The 19,719-nt window shown below is 65.5% G+C and carries 15 protein-coding genes and 1 pseudogene; 11 read left to right on the top strand and 5 right to left on the bottom strand.

The features are described 5' to 3' along the window. The first annotated feature begins 25 nt into the window (after positions 1-25). The 3 genes from AC3WL2_RS13355 (at position 26) to AC3WL2_RS13365 (ending at position 3,676) form a co-directional block, all read left to right on the top strand. A complete protein-coding gene (locus AC3WL2_RS13355; RefSeq protein WP_102683106.1) occupies positions 26-709 on the top strand; it encodes a response regulator in 684 nt (227 codons plus the stop codon). Then, positions 706-2,028, top strand: a complete 1,323-nt coding sequence (locus tag AC3WL2_RS13360) for an ATP-binding protein (protein WP_102683107.1) — start codon at positions 706-708, stop codon at positions 2,026-2,028. Before AC3WL2_RS13355 ends, AC3WL2_RS13360 begins: the two co-directional genes overlap by 4 nt. Before the next feature lie 247 nt (positions 2,029-2,275). Beyond that, positions 2,276-3,676, top strand: coding sequence for an aspartate aminotransferase family protein (locus AC3WL2_RS13365; RefSeq protein WP_102683108.1), 1,401 nt, complete (start codon positions 2,276-2,278; stop codon positions 3,674-3,676). A gap of 70 nt (positions 3,677-3,746) precedes the next feature. Here AC3WL2_RS13365 and AC3WL2_RS13370 read toward each other — a convergent pair whose 3' ends face one another. Further along, entirely contained in the window at positions 3,747-4,679 is a 933-nt protein-coding gene (locus tag AC3WL2_RS13370) for a siderophore-interacting protein (RefSeq protein ID WP_102683109.1), read from the bottom strand. Positions 4,680-4,826: 147 nt separating this feature from the next. Between AC3WL2_RS13370 and pvdP the strand changes: the two genes are divergently transcribed. Beyond that, complete coding sequence (gene pvdP / locus AC3WL2_RS13375) at positions 4,827-6,449, top strand: pyoverdine maturation tyrosinase PvdP (RefSeq protein ID WP_102683110.1); 1,623 nt, start codon at positions 4,827-4,829, stop codon at positions 6,447-6,449. A 60-nt stretch (positions 6,450-6,509) separates the two neighbouring features. Here the strand turns inward: pvdP and AC3WL2_RS13380 are convergent, their stop codons facing one another. From AC3WL2_RS13380 to AC3WL2_RS13390, 3 genes are read right to left on the bottom strand one after another with little or no spacing between them, the layout of a single operon-like run. After that, positions 6,510-7,916, bottom strand: a complete 1,407-nt coding sequence (locus AC3WL2_RS13380; protein ID WP_102683111.1) for an efflux transporter outer membrane subunit — start codon at positions 7,914-7,916, stop codon at positions 6,510-6,512. Positions 7,917-7,919: 3 nt separating this feature from the next. Further along, a complete protein-coding gene (locus tag AC3WL2_RS13385; protein WP_102683112.1) occupies positions 7,920-9,878 on the bottom strand; it encodes a MacB family efflux pump subunit in 1,959 nt (652 codons plus the stop codon). A 1-nt stretch (position 9,879) separates the two neighbouring features. Beyond that, positions 9,880-11,058: an efflux RND transporter periplasmic adaptor subunit gene (locus tag AC3WL2_RS13390; protein ID WP_102683113.1), complete on the bottom strand. Its 1,179-nt coding sequence runs from the start codon at positions 11,056-11,058 to the stop codon at positions 9,880-9,882. Between the two features lie 153 nt (positions 11,059-11,211). On the opposite strand from AC3WL2_RS13390, the gene AC3WL2_RS13395 reads away from it, so the two are divergent. The 5 genes and pseudogenes from AC3WL2_RS13395 (at position 11,212) to AC3WL2_RS13415 (ending at position 15,723) form a co-directional block, all read left to right on the top strand. Next, complete coding sequence (locus AC3WL2_RS13395; protein WP_102683114.1) at positions 11,212-11,751, top strand: sigma-70 family RNA polymerase sigma factor; 540 nt, start codon at positions 11,212-11,214, stop codon at positions 11,749-11,751. Positions 11,752-11,922: 171 nt separating this feature from the next. Further along, positions 11,923-12,408: an ANTAR domain-containing protein gene (locus AC3WL2_RS13400; protein ID WP_102683115.1), complete on the top strand. Its 486-nt coding sequence runs from the start codon at positions 11,923-11,925 to the stop codon at positions 12,406-12,408. Positions 12,409-12,477: 69 nt separating this feature from the next. Continuing rightward, positions 12,478-13,803: an MFS transporter gene (locus AC3WL2_RS13405; protein WP_102683116.1), complete on the top strand. Its 1,326-nt coding sequence runs from the start codon at positions 12,478-12,480 to the stop codon at positions 13,801-13,803. 33 nt (positions 13,804-13,836) lie between these two features. Next, positions 13,837-13,884 (top strand): annotated as a pseudogene (locus AC3WL2_RS13410) (hypothetical protein); the annotation flags it as partial. Positions 13,885-14,262: 378 nt separating this feature from the next. Then, positions 14,263-15,723, top strand: a complete 1,461-nt coding sequence (locus tag AC3WL2_RS13415) for a hypothetical protein (RefSeq protein WP_102719455.1) — start codon at positions 14,263-14,265, stop codon at positions 15,721-15,723. Positions 15,724-15,786: 63 nt separating this feature from the next. Here the strand turns inward: AC3WL2_RS13415 and AC3WL2_RS13420 are convergent, their stop codons facing one another. Beyond that, the gene (locus AC3WL2_RS13420) at positions 15,787-17,451 is read right to left on the bottom strand and encodes an electron transfer flavoprotein-ubiquinone oxidoreductase (RefSeq protein WP_102683118.1); all 1,665 of its coding nucleotides are present in this window, start codon (positions 17,449-17,451) and stop codon (positions 15,787-15,789) included. 542 nt (positions 17,452-17,993) lie between these two features. Between AC3WL2_RS13420 and AC3WL2_RS13425 the strand changes: the two genes are divergently transcribed. Both AC3WL2_RS13425 and AC3WL2_RS13430 read left to right on the top strand, forming a co-directional pair. Then, positions 17,994-18,743 carry an electron transfer flavoprotein subunit beta/FixA family protein gene (locus AC3WL2_RS13425; RefSeq protein WP_102683119.1) on the top strand — a complete coding sequence of 250 codons (750 nt, stop codon included), beginning with the start codon at positions 17,994-17,996 and terminating at the stop codon, positions 18,741-18,743. Then, entirely contained in the window at positions 18,744-19,673 is a 930-nt protein-coding gene (locus tag AC3WL2_RS13430; protein ID WP_102683120.1) for an electron transfer flavoprotein subunit alpha/FixB family protein, read from the top strand. It abuts the gene before it with no gap. Positions 19,674-19,719: the final 46 nt, after the last annotated feature.

A 19,719-nucleotide genomic window follows, 5' to 3' on the forward strand; every position in this document is an offset into this window, starting at 1 on the left:
ATCTTCCCCACCCAGGAGCCCCCCCATGCACGTTCTGCTCTGCGAGGACGATGACCTGATCGCCAGCGGCATCTGCGCCGGTCTCTCGGCCCAAGGCCTGACCGTGGACCGGGTGGCCAGCGCCTCGCAGGCTCGGCAGATGCTGCAGACCGCGAAGTTCGACGTGATGATCCTCGATCTGGGCCTGCCCGACGAAGATGGCCTGAAGCTGTTGCGCCGCCTGCGCCAGCAGGGCGAGATCCTGCCGGTGCTGGTGCTCACCGCCCGTGACGCGGTCACCGACCGGGTCGATGGCCTGCAGGCCGGCGCCGACGATTACCTGCTCAAGCCCTTCGACCTGCGCGAACTCGCCGCCCGCTTGCACACCCTGCTGCGTAGGGTGGCCGGGCGGGCGGTGAACGTGATCGAGCATGGTCCGCTGCGCTACGACCCCAGCAGTTGCGAGGCGACCCTGGCTGGTCGGCCACTGGACCTGTCGCGGCGCGAACAGGCGCTGCTCCAGGCGCTGCTGCAGAACCCGGGGCGCGTGCTTTCCAGCGAGCAGCTCAAGGATTGCGTCTATGGCTTCGGCGACGAAGTCGAGAGCAATGCGCTGAACGTGCATATCCACCACCTGCGGCGCAAGCTGGGCAACAGCATCGTCGAGACCGTGCGCGGCCTGGGTTACCGCCTGGGCCCGGCCCAGGCGCCGGAGGAGGCCGCATCATGAGCCTGCGGGTACGCCTGTCACTGATCCTCGGCAGCGTGTTCATCGTCATCTGGGCACTGGCGGCGGCGTGGATGCTGCGTGACCTGCGCCAGCAGATGATGTTTTCCCTCGACCAGCGGCTGGTGGCCTCGGCGCGCATGGTCGCGGGGCTGATCGACCAGTTGCCGCAGCCGCTGGCCGCCAAGGGGCAGGACGCGCATTTCTCCGCCGACCAGTTCAGTGTGCCGGATGGTATGGCCTGCCAGGTCAGCTCGTTGCGTGGCGAGATCCTCGCCAGCAACCACAAGCACGATGGCGCCATGGACGACGAGCGCAGTGGGTTCCGTGACCAGACCATCGATGGCGCCTCATGGCGTACTTTCACCTACAACCATGGCGACGTGCGTATCACCACCGCCGACCGTCACCAGGAGCGCGAGGCGCTGAACCAGTCGATCCTGCTGGCGGCCTCGGCACCGGTGCTGATGGCCCTGCTGGGCAGCCTGGGGTTGTTGTGGATCGGCTTGGGCAAGGGCCTGGAACCGCTCAATCGCATGCGCGACGCCTTGCGCAGGCGCCGCGCCGACAGCGTCGAGCCGTTGCAGGTGGCCGGCCTGCCCAGCGAACTGCAACCGCTGCTCGACACCCAGAACCAGCTGTTCCTGCGCATCGCCCAGACCCTCGAGCGCGAACGCCGCCTGACCGACGACGCCGCCCATGAACTGCGCAGCCCGTTGACCGCGATCAAGACCCACCTGCAGGTGGCGCGCATGACTGACGGCGCGGTGCGCGAACAGGCCCTGGAACACGCCGAGCAGGGTACCGACCGCATGCACCGCACGTTGGAGCAGTTGCTGATGCTGGCGCGGGTCGAGGGCAGCCTGTCGTTCGATGACGGTGTGCAGTGCAGTGCCGCCCAGGTTGCCCGGCAGGCCATCGAGGATGCCGGGGGCGGCGACAACCGCCGTATTCACCTGCATCTGCCCGACGAAGCGGCCAGGGTCTACCTGGGCATGCCGGCGCCGCTGGCGGTGGCGGCACTGCGCAACCTGCTGGACAATGCCCTGCGCCATGGCGGTGATGCCGCCGTGGAGCTGGATGTGCAGGCGCAGGACGGCCAGGTGGATTTCCTCGTGCGCGACCATGGTCCAGGTATCGCGCCGGCAGATCTCGAACACCTGACCGAGCGTTTCTGGCGCAACGGCCAGAGCGGTGGCTGCGGCCTGGGGCTGGCGATCGTCCAGGCCATCGTCCAGCGCTGTTCTGGCAACCTGCGTTTCGACAGCCAGGCCGATGGCTTGCGGGTGTGCCTGCAGGTGCCGGCACGCTCGGGGAGTTGAGTTCATACCTATCGCGGGGCAAGCCCGCTCCCACGCAATTCGCATCCGCGCGACTGCTCTTGCCGGGCCAGCGCATGGCGTGGGAGCGGGCGTGCCCCGCGACAGACGCCGCAGATCCTCAACAAATCCGACGGCAACCGCTAAATCCGCACCTCGCTGAAGCGTTTTTCAAGCGATAAGAACCCGACACACATCCGGTTACAGGGCGCGTGGCGGGCACATTCGCTTGCTTGCGAGGGATTTTCCGATGTCGACCGCTTCCAGCCTTGCCCAGGTGCTGCCGGCCACCGCGCCGCGCCCCCTGTACGAATTCGAGGATTCGCCCCTGCTGTTGCGCCAGCAACAGCAGGAGTCCAACGCCCGCAGCTACCCGCGACGCATCCCGCTGGCGCTCAAGCGCGCCCGAGGCCTGTACGTCGAGGACGTCGAGGGCCGCCAATTCATCGACTGCCTGGCCGGTGCTGGCACGCTGGCCCTGGGTCACAACCATCCGGTGGTGATCGACGCGATCCAGCGCGTGCTGGCTGACGAGCTGCCACTGCATACCCTGGACCTGACCACGCCGGTCAAGGACCAGTTCGTCCAGGACCTGTTCGGCCTGTTGCCCGAGGGCCTGCGCGGCGAAGCCAAGATCCAGTTCTGCGGCCCGACCGGTACCGATGCGGTGGAGGCCGCGCTCAAGCTGGTGCGTACCGTGACTGGGCGCAGCACCGTGCTGGCGTTCCAGGGCGCCTACCATGGCATGACCCAGGGCGCCCTGAGCCTGATGGGCAGCCTGGGGCCGAAAAAGCCACTTGGCGCGCTGCTGAACAATGGCGTGCAGTTCCTGCCCTACCCCTATGACTACCGCTGCCCGTTCGGCCTGGGTGGCGAGGCGGGCGTGCGCGCCAACCTGCACTACCTGGAAAACCTGCTGAACGACCCCGAGGCCGGGGTGGCGCTGCCAGCGGCGGTGATCGTCGAGGTGGTGCAGGGCGAGGGCGGTGTGATCCCTGCCGATATCGAGTGGTTGCGCGGGCTGCGGCGGATCACCGAGCAGGCCGGGGTGGCGCTGATCGTCGACGAGATCCAGAGCGGCTTCGCCCGCACTGGCAAGATGTTCGCCTTCGAGCACGCGGGCATCGTGCCTGACGTGGTCACCCTGTCCAAGGCCATCGGCGGCAGCCTGCCGCTGGCGGTGATGGTCTACCGCGACTGGCTCGACCAGTGGTCGCCGGGTGCGCACGCCGGCACTTTCCGTGGCAATCAGATGGCGATGGCGGCGGGCTCTGCGGTGATGAAGTACCTGGTCGAGCACCGTCTGTGCGAGCACGCCGAGGCCATGGGCCAGCGCTTGCGTGGGCACCTGCAGCGGTTGCAGCAGGACTATCCGCAGCTCGGCGATATTCGTGGCCGTGGCTTGATGCTGGGCGTGGAGTTGGTGGATCCGGCGGGCAAGCGCGACGCGCAGGGGCATCCGCCGGCATGCCGCAGCCTGGCGCCGAAGGTGCAGCGCGAGTGCCTGCGCCGCGGCCTGATCCTCGAGTTGGGCGGTCGCCATGGTGCTGTGGTGCGCTTCCTGCCGCCGTTGATCATCAGTGCCGAGCAGATCGATGAAGTGGCGGCAAGATTTGCCGAAGCCGTCGCGGCGGCGGTCAAGGCCGGTTGATGTTCCGGGGCTGCGTTCAGCCCCTTCGTCCATTGCCGGCGATGGGGCGCAAGGCGCCCCTGCTCGTGGCTCAGTCGAACACGCGCCCGGCGCGCCAGTAACCCATCAGGGTCAGGCTTTCTCGCGGCAGCTCGCGCTCCTTGATCAGGTAGCGGCGGATGTCCATGACGGTCCCCGATTCCCCGGCGACCCAGGCATGGAAGTCGCCGTGTTCGCCGCAGGCCTGTTCCCACAGGATGCTTTCGTCGATATCCACGTCTTCCAGCTCGACCGTCGACGCGCCACGCGGCGCCGGCAGGCTGGCCAGCTCGCGCACGGCGTGCTGCATGCCTTGGCCGTGCTCGCTGCGCAGCAGGTCGCGTGGCAGCCAGTGCAGGCGGGTGGCCGGGCTCTGGCGCAGGTCGAGACAGTCGGCTTCCAACGGGACTTCGATGAAGGCTTCCACTGCCAGCTCCGGCGCGGTCGTGGCCAGCTGTTCGAGGATGCCGGCAATGGCCGGCAGGGCGGTTTCGTCGCCGACCAGCAGAATGCGCCGGGCGCTGCGTGGCGGTTTCCATTCATAGCCGCCGGGGTCGTCGGCATATGCCAGGTTGGGGGCGACCATCTGCAGGCGGTCGCCGATGCGGGCATGGGTGGCCCAGGCCGAGGCGGGGCCATTGACGCCGTGCAGGACAAAGTCCACATCCACCTCCAGCGCCTCGCGGCGCAGGGCGCGGATGGTGTAGGTGCGCAGGGGCGGCATGTCTTGCGCCGGCAGTTCGCGCCGCGCCTGCTGCCATTGCGCGTGCTTGGGCAGGTTGGGTGGCGCGCCGGCTGGCGTCGGAAACAGCAACTTCACACGCTGGTCGGGGGCCAGGGTGGTCATCTGCGCGACGTCCTCGCCGGTGAAGACGAAGCGCGTCAGTGAGGGGCTCAGGGTTTCGATGGCCTTGAGATCGAGGTCGAAGAGCCGGTAGGGCGTGGCCTGGGCAGCAGGTGCCAGGCGGGCAAGCGGGGAGGTCATGGGCATGCCTCTGTCAGCGGGAGATACCCATCAGACGAGCGCACTGCGCGGTTAATTAGCCGGGGTGAGCCGCGCCTAAATTTCCCTGGCCCGCCTACGTTCTAGCTTGGATAGCAGTCGCGGCACGCGAAGACGGATTGAGGCGCAATGACAATTTCCCGACGAGGATTCATCGCCGGCCTGGCTGTGGCAGGCGCCACAGGCACGGCGGCCTATTACGCGCACAAGCAACTGACCCATGACCCCGAGGACGACATCGTCACGCCTGGGGAAGCCAGCGTCGAGCTGGCCGACTACGCAGGCCAGATGCTCGCTGACCAACTGCGCGGCGTCTGGGAAATCCGCTTCGAGGGTGCCGAGCGCGGCCTGGATGGGCTGCCCCAGCAAGGTGTCGAGATGTTCCTCGACGTTGCCACAAAGGGGCGCGGCCTGCGCGGTTTCGTCGATACCGGCGAGCGCTTGCGTGGGGCTGGCGAGCCGGTCTACCGGGTGCTGGGCGACCTGGTCGGCGCCAGCAGCGCGCAGGTGCGCTGGCGGCTGGTCAACCAGCATGGCGGGCCGGGCTATGAGTGCGTGGCCAGCCTTGACGAAGTCTGGGCCGAGTTCGCCAATGCCGGCAGCGGCACGCTGACCGGGCGCGTGCAGCGTCTGGATCGGCCGCTGACGCTGCCGGTGCCCGACAGCCGTTTCGTCGCAGTCAAGCGATTGTTCCCCGAGGCCCGTGAGCGCCTGCCTTACACCCCCGAGATGCTGGCCTGGGTGGTCGGTGCCGAACACCGCTTGTTCCACCAGCTCTGGCATGCCACCCGTGACCAGTGGCACAAATTGCCGCGGAACAAGCAGGACGCCCTGCGTGGCCTGGGCTGGCAGCCCGGGCCCAGGGACCATGAGCGCGATGCCCGTGGCCCGCGCAAGCACCGCAATGGCTCGGGCATCGATTTCCTGTTCATGCACCGGCACATGCTGATGTATGCACGCACCTTGCAGGACCTGCCCTCGTGGCAGCGCTTCCCGCTGCCGCAGCCGAGCGTCGAGTTCGACCGCGCAGGCTTTGCCCGCTATTTCGACAACCACGACGGCTACTGCGTGCCGCCGACCTGGCAGGCGCCGGGCGACGAAGCCTATGGCCAGTGGGTTGGGGCGATCAAGGCCGGCGAAACCTACTGCAGCAACTTCCAGGTGTGGGAGTCGCAGTACCAGGACCCGTTGTACCTGTCGAAGCTGACCCTTGGGGCCTTCGGTTCGGAACTGGAGATGAACCTGCACGACTGGCTGCACATGTGCTGGGCGTCGGTGCCGCGTGATCCGAACAATGGCGCGCCGGTGCCGTTCGCCCGTGACCAGGCAGACTTTGCCGCGCGCTGGTTCGAGCCCGAAAACGATTTTCTCGGCGATCCGTTCTCGTCCCATGTCAATCCGGTGTTCTGGGGTTTCCATGGCTGGATCGACGACCGCATCGACGACTGGTTCCGTGCCCATGAGCGCTATCACCCCGGTCAGGTACGGCGCCTGGAGGTTAATGGCGTGCCCTGGTTCGCCCCGGGTCGCTGGGTCGAAGCCGGCGACCCGTGGCTGGGCCCGGACACCCATGGCTGCAGCACGCAGCCAGGCATGCGCCTGGGCAAGTCGGTGGAGATGGACGTGGAGACCATGAAGCTGGCCCTGCGTATCACGTTCGGTAACGAAGAAAAGCTCGATAGCCTGCTGCGCAAGGTGCCGCAACGCCCTTGGTACGCGCGCCACCTGTCACTGAAAAACATCGTGCCCTGATGCACCCTGTGCCCCTGCAAGCGTGGGCAAACCCGCGCCTGCAGGGACTTGTCGCGTGCCCTACAGCTTGACCGGCGTCTGCCAGCCCCCACCCAATGCCTTGTACAGCGCCACGCTGCCCTGCAACTGCTCAAGGCGCAGTTGCGCCTGCTGGTCCTGGGCCAGATACAGCGTGCGCTGGGTCTCCAGTACCGTCAGCAGGGTCTCGGCGCCGGCGGCGTAACGTTGCTGGGCCAGGTCGAAGGCGATGCGTGCCTGCTCCACCTCCTGGTCCTGCCAGCGGCGCTGGCGTTCAACACCGGCGATGGCGTTCAAGGCTTTCTCCACATCCGCGAAGCCTGCCAGGATGCTGCCGCGGTACAGCTCCAGCAATTCCTCCTGTTCGGCGCTGGCCTGGTCCCGTGCGGCGCTGAGTCGGCCGTTGTTGAAGATCGGCGCGGCGAGGCCGGCCGTCAGGGTGTAGTAGGGGCTGTCGAAGACATGGGGCAGGGTGCGCGCACCGCTGCCCAGGTTCGCGCCGAGTATCAGGCGAGGCAGCATGGCCGCCCGGGCCACCTGTATGTTGGCGCTGGCCGCCGCCAGGCGCGCCTCGGCGGCGGCGATGTCCGGGCGCCGGCCGAGCAGTTCGCTGGGCACGCCGCTGCCGATGCTGGGCCACTGTACGTTGCTGATCATTTCGCGATTGTCGGGCAGGGCCTGCACCGGGTCGCCCAGCAGGGTGGCGAGGACGATGCGGTTGTCCTGGCGACGCTGTTCGAGCAACGGTAGCTGGCGTTCCTGGGCAGCGACCAGGCTGCGCTGCTGGGCCAGTTCCAGGCGGGTGGCCGAGCCTGAACGTTCGCGGGCTTCGACCAGGCCCAGCACGTCGCGGGCATTGTCCAGGTTGAGCCGGGCGATGCGCAGTTGCTCGTCGAGTGCCAGGCCTTGCAGGTAGCTGTCGGCCACGGCGCTGACCAGGGTCAGCTCGACTGTCTGGCGATCGAAACGGCTGGCATCCAGGCTGCGCAGCGCGCTGTCGCGGGTGGCGCGCAGGCCGCCCCAGAAATCGATCTCGTAGCTGGCGCTCAGGCGGGTGCCGAACGAGGTGCTGGTGCGCTCGCTGCTGCTGGCGTCGAGCTGGCTGTTGCCTTCACCGCGCAACAGGCGCTGCCGGCTGCCATCCAGGCCGAGCTGTACTTCTGGCAGTAATGGCGCCCCGGCGATCACTGCGATGGCCTGGGCCTTGCGCACCCGCGCCGCGGCTGCCGCCAGGTCGTGGCTGTTCGAGCGCGCGCGCTCGATCAACTGGTCCAGTTCCAGGCTGGCAAAGGCGCGCCACCACTGGTTGTCCGGCAGGGCCTGGTTGGCGCTGGTCGGCCCTTGCCAGGCCGGCGGGGCGTCGATGTTCGCCGCAGGCGGCGGTGGGGTGCTGCAGGCGGCCAGGCCAAGGCTCAGGGCCAGCAAGCTGATACGGCAGGGGATCGTCATGGGTTATTCGCTGGTAAGGGCCTTGACCGGGTCGAGGCGGGCGGCCTTGCGGGCCGGCATGAAACCGAACACCACGCCGGTGATCACGGCGCAGGCAAAGGCGCCGAGGATGGCGGGCAGGGCGAAGGCCACGGCGATGTCGGCCAGCAACAGGCTGCCGCCGATGGCCAGGGCCAGGACGATGCCGGTCACGCCGCCGACCATCGACAGCATCACCGCCTCGGTGAGGAACTGGCGCAGGATGTCGCGCTGGCGCGCGCCGGTGGCCATGCGGATGCCGATCTCGCGGGTGCGTTCGCGCACGGTCATGAGCATGATGTTCATCACGCCAATGCCACCCACCAGCAGGGAGATCGCGGCAATCGCACCGAGCATCAGCGACAGGCTGTTCTGCGTGCGGGCCTCGGCCTGGATCAACGCGGCGTCGTTGGTCAGGACGAAGTCATGCTTGCCCTGGTGACGCTGCAGCATCAGGCGCTCGATCGCCTGCTCGGTCTCCTTCACCCGGCTGGAGTCCAGGGCGGCGATGGTGACGTATTCCGGGTCGCGGCTGCCGAACAGGCGGATGGCGGCGGCGGAGTAGGGCACCACCACGCGCTCGTCGCTGTCCTCGCTGCCGGAGCTGGCGCCTTTGCCCTGGAGCACCCCAATCACCTGGAACGGCACGTTGCCGATCAGCAGGTACTGGCCGAGTGGATTGCTGCCCGGGCCGAACATCTTGTCACGCACCTTCTGCCCGATCACTGCCACGGCGGCGCCGTTGGCTTCGTCGGCTTCGCTGTAGAAGCTGCCCTCGACCACGGGCCAGTTGAAGATCTCGGGGAACCCGGTGTTGTTGCCGCCAACGTAGAACTGCTCGCCCTTGTTGCCGTGGCGCACCATGAGCTTGTCGCCGATTACCGGCATGACCCGTTTGACCTGGGGCAGTTCGCCGATGGCGTCGACATCGTCGAGGGTGACGATGCCCATCAGTTCCTCGGAGGAGTGCTTGCCGTTGAGGTAAAGGATGTTCGAGCCGAATGCGGCCATCTGCGCCATGACCTGGCGCTTGCTGCCTTCGCCGACCGCGAGCATGACCACCACCGAGGCGACCCCGATGATGATACCGAGCAGGGTCAGCGCGGTGCGGAAGCGGTTGATCCACATCACCCGCCAGGCAGCCTGCAGGGACTCGACCAGTTCGCCTTTCCAGGCGCCGCGCTGGGTGGCGCCGCGGTCCAGGCGCTGGCGCAGGTCGTCGGCCTGCAATTGCCGGGGGATGTTGGCCGATGGCTGGCTGGGCGAGTCGCTGACCACTTCGCCGTCGCGCACTTCGATGATCCGCTGGGCGCGGGCCGCGACTTCACGGTCGTGGGTAATGAGGATGATCACATGGCCCTGGCTGGCCAGTTCGTCGAGCAGGGTCATCACCTCGGCGCCGCTGTGGCTGTCGAGGGCGCCGGTGGGCTCGTCGGCGAGGATGATGTGCCCGCCGTTCATCAGCGCCCGGGCGATCGACACCCGTTGCTGCTGGCCGCCGGACAACTGGTGCGGGCGGTTGCCGGTGCGGCTGGCCAGGCCCAGGCGCTCGAGCAGGGCGTGGGCGCGGGCATGGCGCTCGGCGGGCGGGGTGCCGGCGTAGATGGCCGGCATCTCGACGTTCTCCTGGGCCGAGCCCGAAGGGATCAGGTGATAGCCCTGGAACACGAAGCCGAACGCTTCGCGACGCAGCCAGGCCAGCTCGTCGCTGTCCAGTTCGGCCACGTCCCGGCCTGCGAAGCGGTAGCTGCCCGAGGTGGGACGGTCGAGGCAGCCGAGGATGTTCATCAGGGTCGATTTACCGGAGCCCGAGGCGCCGACGATGGCGACGAACTCGCCGGGGTGGATGCTCAGGCTGATGCCGCGCAACACCTCGACCCTGGGCGAATCGACACCGCCGTAGACCTTGCGGATGTCGCACAGCTCGATCAGGGGCGTGGCCATCTCAACCCCCACTGGCGGCAGGCAGGCCGATGACCAGGCGCTCGCCTTCGTTCAGGCCTTCGAGAACCTGCACCCGCAGGCGGTCGCTCAAGCCGGTGCGTACCTGGCGTGCCTCGACCTGACCCTTGCTGTTCAGCACCTGGGCCAGGCGCACGCCGTCGCCGGGGGTGTCATCCAGCGCAGCCAGGGGGACGCTGAGCACTTGGCTGGCTTGCCCGGCGACGAAGAACACCTGGGTGGTCATTTCTGCCATCAGGGCGCCGTCGGGGTTGTCCACGTCCAGCAGCACGGTGTACTGCACCACCTTGCTGCCTGTGGTGCCGGCGGTGGCGCTGGCCGGGCTGCCGCCGCCCTGGCTGGTCTGGTCCAGCGGCTTGGGCGGTACCGGCAGGATCTGGCGCACGGTGCTGGTCCAGCGGCGCTTGCCGCCGGCCAGGGTGTTGAAGTAGGCGGTCATGCCCGGCTTGACCTTGCCGATGTCGGCTTCGGACACCTGGGCCCAGACGGTCATCGGCGAGAGCTTGGCGATCCGCAGTATCAGCGGCGTCTGCTGCTGGGCATTGAGGGTCTGGCCTTCGCGGGCATCCACCGCCACCACGGTACCGCTCATGGGGGCGTAGATGCGCGTGTAGCCCAGTTCTGCCTCGTCACTGCGCAGGCTGGCCTGGGCCTGGCGGATCTGCGCCAGGTACATGTCGATGCGGGCCTGGGTCACCTTCAATTGCGCCTGCGCCGTCTGCAGGTCTTCCTGGCGGGTGGCGCCGGCGGCGGCCAGGCCGTGCTGGCGCTGGTACTGCTGCTGGGCAAGCTGGTATTGCGCACGCTGTTCGGCCAGCTGGGCCTTGAGGTTCTCGATCGAGTAACGTCCGGCGTCGAGCTTGGCCTGTTGCGTGGACGGGTCGATCTCCACCAGCAACTGGCCCTGGCGCACTTCGTCACCGGCCTCCACATGCAACTTGCGAATCTGCCCCGAGGCCTGGGCGCCGACGTCGACGTAACGGCGCGGTTGCAGGGTACCCAGTGCGGTAACGCTACTTTCGATGTCGGCGCGCAGCACCGGCACGGTGCTGACCGGTGCGCCGCCGAGCGGCAGGACCTGCCAGGCCACGAGGCTGCCGAGGCCGGCCAGGCCCAGGGCGCCGAACAGCACTCGGCGGCGGGTATTGGATGTGCGTGTCATGCGGGCTTCCAGCCGGGGGTAGTGGCCGAGTGCTGCGACGCGGCACGCGCTCGGGGGTCCCAGTTAAACGAATGTGATAGGTGGCGATTTAACGCAGGAAGGGGAGGGCTGTGTGTTGCTGCGAATAATTATAATTTGTAAGATCGCACACTGATATTATCCAGACCCGCTGCGCCTGCCTACCAGCGCTCGAGCAGGGAGACGACAGGTGCCGTCGTGGAACATTACTATCGCGAGTTGGTGAGCTTCCTGTCCGCCCGGCTTGGCAATCGCCAGGCGGCCGAAGACGTTGCCCATGATGCCTACATTCGCGTGCTGGAGCGCACGGGCGGCGAGCGTATCGAACACCCGCGCGCGTTTCTTTATCGCACGGCGATGAACCTGGTGGTCGATCATCACCGGCGTCACCAGGTGCGTCAGGCCGAGCCGCTCGAGGTGCTCGACAGCGATGAGCGCTGGCACAGCCCCGCGCCGACGCACAGCATGCAGCTCGACCAGCGTCTGGCGCTGATGCAGCAGGCCTTGGGCGAGTTGAGCGCGCCTTGCCGTGACAGTTTCCTGCTGCGCAAGCTCGAGGGCTTGTCACACCAGCAGATCGCCGAACGCCTGGATATTTCCCGCAGCGTGGTGGAAAAGCACATCGTCAACGCCATGAAGCACTGCCGCATGCGCATGCGCCAGTGGGAGTCCTGAGCGGGATGCCGGCGGATGTGAAAATTCCGTGAGCCGGTCACTTGATTTCTCCCGGGTTCACGACAACTATCAATAAAGACCCCCCGTCCAGGCGCGCTGCCTGACGTTGCCGTTCCCGGCGCAGTATGGTCACGGAGCCACTGTCATCACCTAACTGCCCAGGTCCGGACGATGCCTAACAAATCCATGCGCATCCTCATCGCCGACGAGCATCCCGCCCAGCGCCTGCAACTGGAGAGGATGCTCAATGGCCTGGGTTATTACCGGATCGCTCCGGTGGAGAATTTCGAAGACCTGCAGCGCCTGGTGCACAGTGCCTTGCAACCGTTCAACCTGCTGGTGGGCAACATCGAGCTGGCCAGCCATGCTGGGGTGGACCTGGCGCGCTTCTGCCGGGTCAGTTCGCAGATCCAGCATGCACTGCTGTACCACTCGCCGCACCTGAAGGTGCCGGCGGTGCCGCCGAGTGACCGGCATGCTGTCAGCATCAGCCTGCCCCATGCGCCCGACAGCGAGGCGCTGGAGTCGTTCATGGCGATCATCGACCTGCCGGTGCTGGTCGGGCAGTTGCCCCTGCCACCGGGGCTGGCCGGGGCCTCGAACTATTCCCGGCGACGCACCAACCTCGCGCAGACAGTGTTCTGCCGCAACTCCTGAAGCACGGACGGCCACAGGCTCAAGGCTTTTGCTATTCTCTTGGCCTTTTGCCACGTTGCGGAAGCTGCCATGACTGCGCTCGATACCACCCGCCCGCCACGGTTCAGCCGTGGCGACCACCGGACCCTGGGGCTGGCCGCGCTGGGTGGTGCCCTGGAAATCTACGATTTCATCATCTTCGTGTTCTTTGCCCTGACGCTCAGCCAGCTGTTCTTCCCGCCCGAGATGCCGGAGTGGTTGCGCCTGCTGCAGAGCTTCGGGATCTTCGTCACCGGTTACCTGGCCAGGCCGCTGGGCGGCATCCTGATGGCCCATTTCGCCGATCACCTGGGGCGCAAGCGGGTGTTCAGCCTGAGCATCCTGATGATGGCGCTGCCGTGCCTGCTGATCGGGATGATGCCGACCTACGCCGACATCGGCTACGCCGCGCCGCTGATCCTGCTGGCGCTGCGCATCCTGCAAGGGGCGGCGGTGGGCGGCGAGGTGCCCAGTGCCTGGACGTTCGTTGCCGAGCACGCGCCACCCGGGCGACGCGGGTATGCGCTGGGCTTCCTGCAGGCTGGGTTGACCTTTGGTTATCTGCTCGGGGCGCTGACCGCGACCTTGTTGGCGCAGGTGTTCACGCCCCAGGAAATTCTCGACTACGCCTGGCGCTATCCCTTCCTGCTGGGCGGAGTGTTCGGCGTGATCGGTGTCTGGTTGCGCCGCTGGTTGAGTGAAACGCCGGTATTCCTGGCGTTGCGCGAGCAGCGGGAGCAGCCTGTGGCATTCCCGTTGCGTAGAGTACTGAGCCGACACCGTCGGGCGTTGATTCCGGCGGCGCTGCTTACGTGCGTGCTGACCTCGGCGGTGGTGGTGCTGGTGGTGATCACCCCGACCGTGATGCAGCAGCGCTTCGCCATGACCGCCGGGCATACCTTTGCTCTGAGCAGTGTGGGCATCGTCTTCCTCAATATCGGGTGTGTGCTGGCCGGGCTGTTGGTCGACCGTATGGGTGCGTGGCGGGCATTGATGATCTACAGCCTGTTGCTGCCGCTGGGTATCGGCGCGCTGTACGCCAGTCTGGTGGGGCAGTGGGGCATGACCTGGCTGGCCTATGCCCTGGCCGGATTGTGCTGTGGCGTGGTGGGGGTAGTGCCATCGGTGATGGTCGGGCTGTTCCCGGCGGATATCCGCGTGTCGGGCATCTCCTTCACCTACAACGTCGCCTACGCCCTGTGGGCCAGTACCACGCCGCTGGCGCTGATCGCCCTGATGCCCTGGAGTCCGTGGGTGTGTGTCGGCTTTTGTCTGGTCATGGGCATGGTCGGGTTGCTGACGGCGCTCTATTTCGGGCGTCGTGAACCGTTGGGGTTTGTTGCCGAGTCGATGCCGCTCATGTGCGGTGACAAATGAGGTGGTAATGCCTTTTCCCGCTACGAGAACGGCAAGGCTCAACCATCGGTCGCGCTGATCAAGTTGTTTCAAGCGCCTTGACTGTCATCCGGAATTGTTCGAGGAAGTCAGGGCTGCCTGCTACGGCCTGGCAGTCAACAGGTCCTACAGGCAGGGGCGGGTTTTTGAGTGTCCGCAACTCTGCTCCCCTACAGCGCCTGCGAGGTTGTGCACGTAGTTTCGACTGATCGTTGACGGACCCTTCCGTTCATACTGTCAGGAGAAATGTACATGTCCAGTTTCAGCATCACCTGGATGACGCGGGCCCAACTGCCAGCGTTTCCGCCACAGATGAGCTTTTCGGCTGCGAATCCCGCCAGCACGAAACCGGATGATCAAGCCAGAACCCCCGTTGTTCACTGGGGCCGTAGCCTTGCCTGTGTCCTGGAGTCCCAGCACCTTCACGATCAGGCGTGGGTGGTGGTCTACGGTGACGGCAAGCAACTGACCGGCGTGCACCCGCTGCATGACTTTCGCCACATCAGCCGTATCGAGTTGGCCGCCAACGGCCATGCCGTGCTGTTGACCGACAGTGCGCAGCGTCAGCAAACGGTCGAATTCACCCAGCTGAAGGCACTGGATGGCAGTGGTGGTGCCGGGGACCCCGTGAACGGCCTACCCAGCGGTATCCCGTTCATGCTCACCAATGGTCATGATTACCTGATGGCGGACGAGGAGGGCGTGTGCCTCGCCGTGAATCCAGATCCCAAGGCCATGCAATGGCTCTACAAGGACGGGCAACTGGTCAATGTCACCACCGGGCAGACCTTGGGGCTCGGGATCTGCGGCAAGGCGAGCGCAGCCTCGGGAGATCGCTGGCGGCTGTCGTCCAAGGGCGAGCTTCTCTATGGCGACGGCACCCGTACCTTGTGCAGTGCTCCGATTGCGGGTGAGGTCTGGCTGCAGCGACGAAGCGAGGCACTGCCTGCCGAGGCCTGGCGGGTGCACTTGCCTCAGCGTCCGAGGCGGGGTCAGGTACCGAGCATGGTCATCGACAAGCTGAGCGTGTGCCTCGCGGTCTCTGCCGACTACAGTGCCGGAACCGGCGATACGCTTTCGTTTTCGATCAATGGCAGCGAGCACCGACAGCCATTGGCCGGCAACTTCGAGCGGGGGGCGCACTTCCAGGTCGAGGTCGACCTGTCCAAGATGTTCCAGCGCAGCGTGATCTATGCCGATGAGTTGCATTCGGTCGAGATCTACCAGACCAGTGCCGGGGGGTACGGTCCGGCCTGGAAGATGCAGTCGCTGGACCTCAAGGTCAATGACCAGCTGAACAACCGTGTGGTAGGGAGCGACAACCGCTGGATCGAGGCCAGGGGCGGCGTGGCATGGCAAGGCCGGGTGAACTGGCTGGACTGGCGCAAGGCCGATATCTCGGCGCCCCTGGACTTTGCTGGTTACACCTACCCGGTGCAATTGCAGCAATGGCTGATCGATGTGCTGAAATGGCGCAGCTATCAGCCTGAAACCCTTGAGGGCGTCTGTCAGCTAATTGGCGAGGAGCGGGGTCAGATACTGGCCTATGAGCTGAAGAGCGGCAGATTGACCTATCTGCGCCCCAATACTGCCCAGGATGCCTACACCTGGGTCTACACCCCGCAAAAAAGCATCCTGGTCAAACTCTGGGACCAGTCCCTGGACCGTACGCGCTATACCCGGCACAGCCAGCTTGGCGGTGGCCAGCCGGTGGTGTGCGCCGGAGAAATGCGCATCGACCGCAAGACCACCAGCAATGCGGTGAGCGACATTCTTGGTCTGGTCAACGATGCCTCCGGACACTACAAACCCGATGGCGGACAGTGCCTGGGGCATGTCCTGGAGCGGCTCGAACAACTGGGGTTGGACACCACGCACACCGTGGTTTCGTACAAGGGATAGCGACCATGAAAAAACCCCCGGGCCTCTCGGCCAGGGGGCTTTTGCTTGCCGCCAGGGCAGGGCTTACATATTCGGGTAGTTCGGCCCGCCGGCGCCTTCAGGGGTGACCCAGGTGATGTTCTGGGCCGGGTCCTTGATGTCGCAGGTCTTGCAGTGCACGCAGTTCTGCGCGTTGATCTGGAAGCGCTTGTTGCCGTCTTCCTGGGTGATCACTTCGTAAACGCCCGCCGGGCAGTAGCGCTGCGCCGGTTCGTCGTACAACGGCAGGTTGCTGGCGATCGGGATGTTCGGGTCGGTCAGCTTCAGGTGGCAGGGTTGTTCCTCTTCGTGGTTGGTGCTGGAGAGAAACACCGAGCTGAGCTTGTCGAAGCTGAGCTTGCCGTCCGGCTTGGGGTAGTCGATTTTTTTCGAGTCGGCCGCGAGCTTGAGGCAGGCATAGTCCGGCTTGGTGTCGTGCAGGGTGAAGGGCAGCTTGCCGCCGAACCAGTTCTGGTCGACATAGTTGAACGCTGCGCCCAGCAGTGGCCCGAACTTGTGCATGGCCGGGCCGAAATTGCGGCTGGCGAACAGCTCTTCATGCAGCCAGCTGGCCTTGAAGGCGCTGACGTAGCTGTTGAGCTGGTCACCGCCTTCACTGCCGGCGATCAGTGCATCGGCCACCGCTTCGGCGGCGAGCATGCCGGACTTCATCGCGGTGTGGCTGCCCTTGATCTTGGCCACGTTCATGGTGCCCAGGTCGCAACCGATCAGCGCGCCGCCGTTGAAGACCATCTTGGGCAGCGAGTTGATGCCGCCCTTGGCCAGGGCGCGAGCGCCGTAGCTGATGCGCTTGCCGCCTTCGAGGTACTGGCTGATCACCGGGTGGTGCTTCAGGCGCTGAAACTCGTCGAACGGCGAGAGGTAAGGGTTGGCGTAGGAGAGGTCGACAATCAGGCCAACGACCACCTGGTTGTTCTCCAGGTGGTAGAGGAACGAGCCGCCGGTGTTGTCCTTGGCCATCACGTCCAGCGGCCAGCCGGCGGTGTGCACTACCAGGCCCTGCTCGTGCTTGGCCGGGTCGATTTCCCAGATCTCTTTCAGGCCGATGCCGTAGTGCTGTACGTCGGACTCGTTGTCCAGGTCGAAGCGCTTGATCAACTGCTTGCCGATATGGCCACGGCAGCCTTCGGCGAACAGGGTGTACTTGGCACGCAGTTCCATGCCGGGGGTGTACAGGCCGTCTTTCGGGTTGCCTTCTCGGTCCACGCCCAGGTCGCCGGTAACGATGCCGCGCACCACGCCGTTTTCGTCGAACAGCGCTTCCTGGGCGGCAAAGCCTGGGTAGATCTCCACGCCAAGGTTTTCCGCCTGCTGGGCCAGCCAGCGGCACAGGTTGCCCAGCGAGATGATGTAGTTGCCCTGGTTGTGCATGGTCTTGGGCACGAACAGGTCAGGCACTTTCGTCGAGCTTCCGGCATCCTTGAGCACATAGATGTCGTCGCGCTTCACTTCGGTGTTCAGCGGTGCGCCCAGTTCTTTCCAGTCGGGGAACAGTTCGTTCAGTGCGCGCGGCTCGAATACGGCGCCGGAGAGGATGTGGGCGCCGACTTCGGAGCCTTTCTCGACCACGCAGACGCTGATCTCGCTACCGGCTTCGGCGGCCTTCTGCTTCAGGCGGCAGGCGGCGGACAGGCCCGCCGGGCCTGCGCCGACGATGACCACGTCGAATTCCATGTATTCGCGTTCCACAGGTTCTCTCCTACTCAAGGCTCATCGCGTTGCTTGTCTTTTATGGGTGTTCACGGTCACGTGCGGCGTGCAGAGGCTGTAGCTTCGCAGGTGATGGACTACACCGTTTTGTCTTGGCCGCGCATTATATCTACACCACTTGGCGGGTCCAATACAAACGTTTGTTTGAATTTGCCGGAGGCCCGTAGAATCGCAGGTAGGCGGCTGGAGGCTGGCCAATTTGCCGTATTGACCGGATTGGGTGTTACGGTCAAGATACGAGCGCTTTCGCGTTCGCCGTAGGCTGACCGTCGGGCGCAGGTGCACCCCTAAAGACCAGGCGTGGAGCAGGGTTTACGGGCCGAATCAGGTTTTGTAGTGGAGTCTACACGCCACGACAGAAAATGACCCGCAGGTTTTGTCCCTGAAGGTCGCAACAAGACTGATCGGTCAACTGAACTTTGCCGGCGCAGAAACGTTTTTAGAGGTGCCCTTGTACCCACGCGCATTCGCCGGGCAGTCCCCAGGCGATCTTCTTTTCACCGGAGAGTAACGAGGAATCCATGAAGGTTCTTGTAGCTGTCAAACGAGTGGTCGACTACAACGTCAAGGTTCGCGTCAAGGCGGACAACTCCGGCGTCGACCTTGCAAACGTCAAGATGTCCATGAACCCCTTCTGCGAAATCGCCGTGGAAGAAGCCGTCCGCCTGAAAGAGAAGGGCGTGGCGAGCGAAATCGTCGTCGTCTCCATCGGCCCGACCGCCGCCCAGGAGCAACTGCGTACCGCCCTGGCCCTGGGCGCCGACCGCGCCATCCTGGTCGAGGCCGCCGATGAACTGAACTCCCTGGCCGTGGCCAAGGCGCTGAAAGCCGTTGTCGACAAGGAGCAGCCGCAGCTGGTCATCCTCGGCAAGCAGGCCATCGACAGCGACAACAACCAGACCGGCCAGATGCTGGCCGCGCTGACCGGTTACGCCCAGGGCACTTTTGCCTCCAAGGTCGAAGTTGCTGGCGACAAGGTCAACGTCACCCGTGAAATCGACGGTGGCCTGCAGACCGTTGCGCTGAACCTGCCAGCCATCGTCACCACCGACCTGCGCCTGAACGAGCCGCGCTACGCGTCGCTGCCAAACATCATGAAGGCCAAGAAGAAGCCGCTGGAGACTGTCACTCCGGACGCCCTGGGCGTATCCCTCGCCTCCACCACCAAGACCCTCAAGGTCGAAGCACCTGCTGCCCGCAGCGCGGGTATCAAGGTCAAGTCGGTGGCCGAACTGGTCGAGAAGCTGAAGAACGAAGCGAAGGTAATCTAAATGACTATCCTGGTTGTCGCTGAACACGAAAACGGTGCCGTAGCCCCGGCCACCCTGAACACTGTCGCCGCTGCCGCCAAGATCGGTGGTGATATCCACGTGCTGGTCGCAGGCCAGAACGTCGGTGGCGTCGCCGAGTCCGCCGCCAAGATCGCAGGTGTCGCCAAGGTGCTGGTCGCGGACAACGCGGCCTACGCCCACGCCCTGCCGGAAAACGTCGCGCCGCTGGTAGTCGAACTGGCCAAGGGTTACAGCCATGTGTTGGCCCCTGCCACCACCAACGGCAAGAACATCCTGCCACGCGTCGCCGCGCTGCTGGACGTCGACCAGATCTCCGAGATCATCTCGGTGGAATCGGCCGACACCTTCAAGCGCCCGATCTACGCCGGTAACGCCATCGCCACCGTGCAGTCGAGCGCTGCCGTGAAGGTCATCACCGTGCGCACCACCGGTTTCGATGCCGTGGCCGCCGAAGGTGGCTCGGCTGCCGTCGAAACCGTGGCCGCGGCCCACGACGCTGGCAAGTCGGCCTTCGTCGGCGAAGAGCTGGCCAAGTCCGACCGTCCAGAGCTGACCGCCGCCAAGATCGTCGTCTCCGGCGGCCGTGGCATGGGCAACGGTGACAACTTCAAGCACCTGTACGCCCTGGCCGACAAGCTCGGTGCTGCCGTGGGTGCCTCGCGCGCCGCAGTCGACGCCGGCTTCGTGCCGAACGACATGCAGGTCGGGCAGACCGGCAAGATCGTCGCGCCACAGCTGTACATCGCCGTCGGCATCTCCGGCGCGATCCAGCACCTGGCCGGCATGAAGGACTCCAAGGTGATCGTCGCGATCAACAAGGACGAAGAGGCGCCGATCTTCCAGGTGGCCGACTACGGCCTGGTCGCCGACCTGTTCGAAGCGGTTCCAGAGCTGGAAAAGCTGGTCTGATCCGACTGCTTCACTTATAAAGAACCTGGGCCGCCCTTGGCGGTCC

This window comes from Pseudomonas sp. FW305-96, assembly GCF_058783825.1.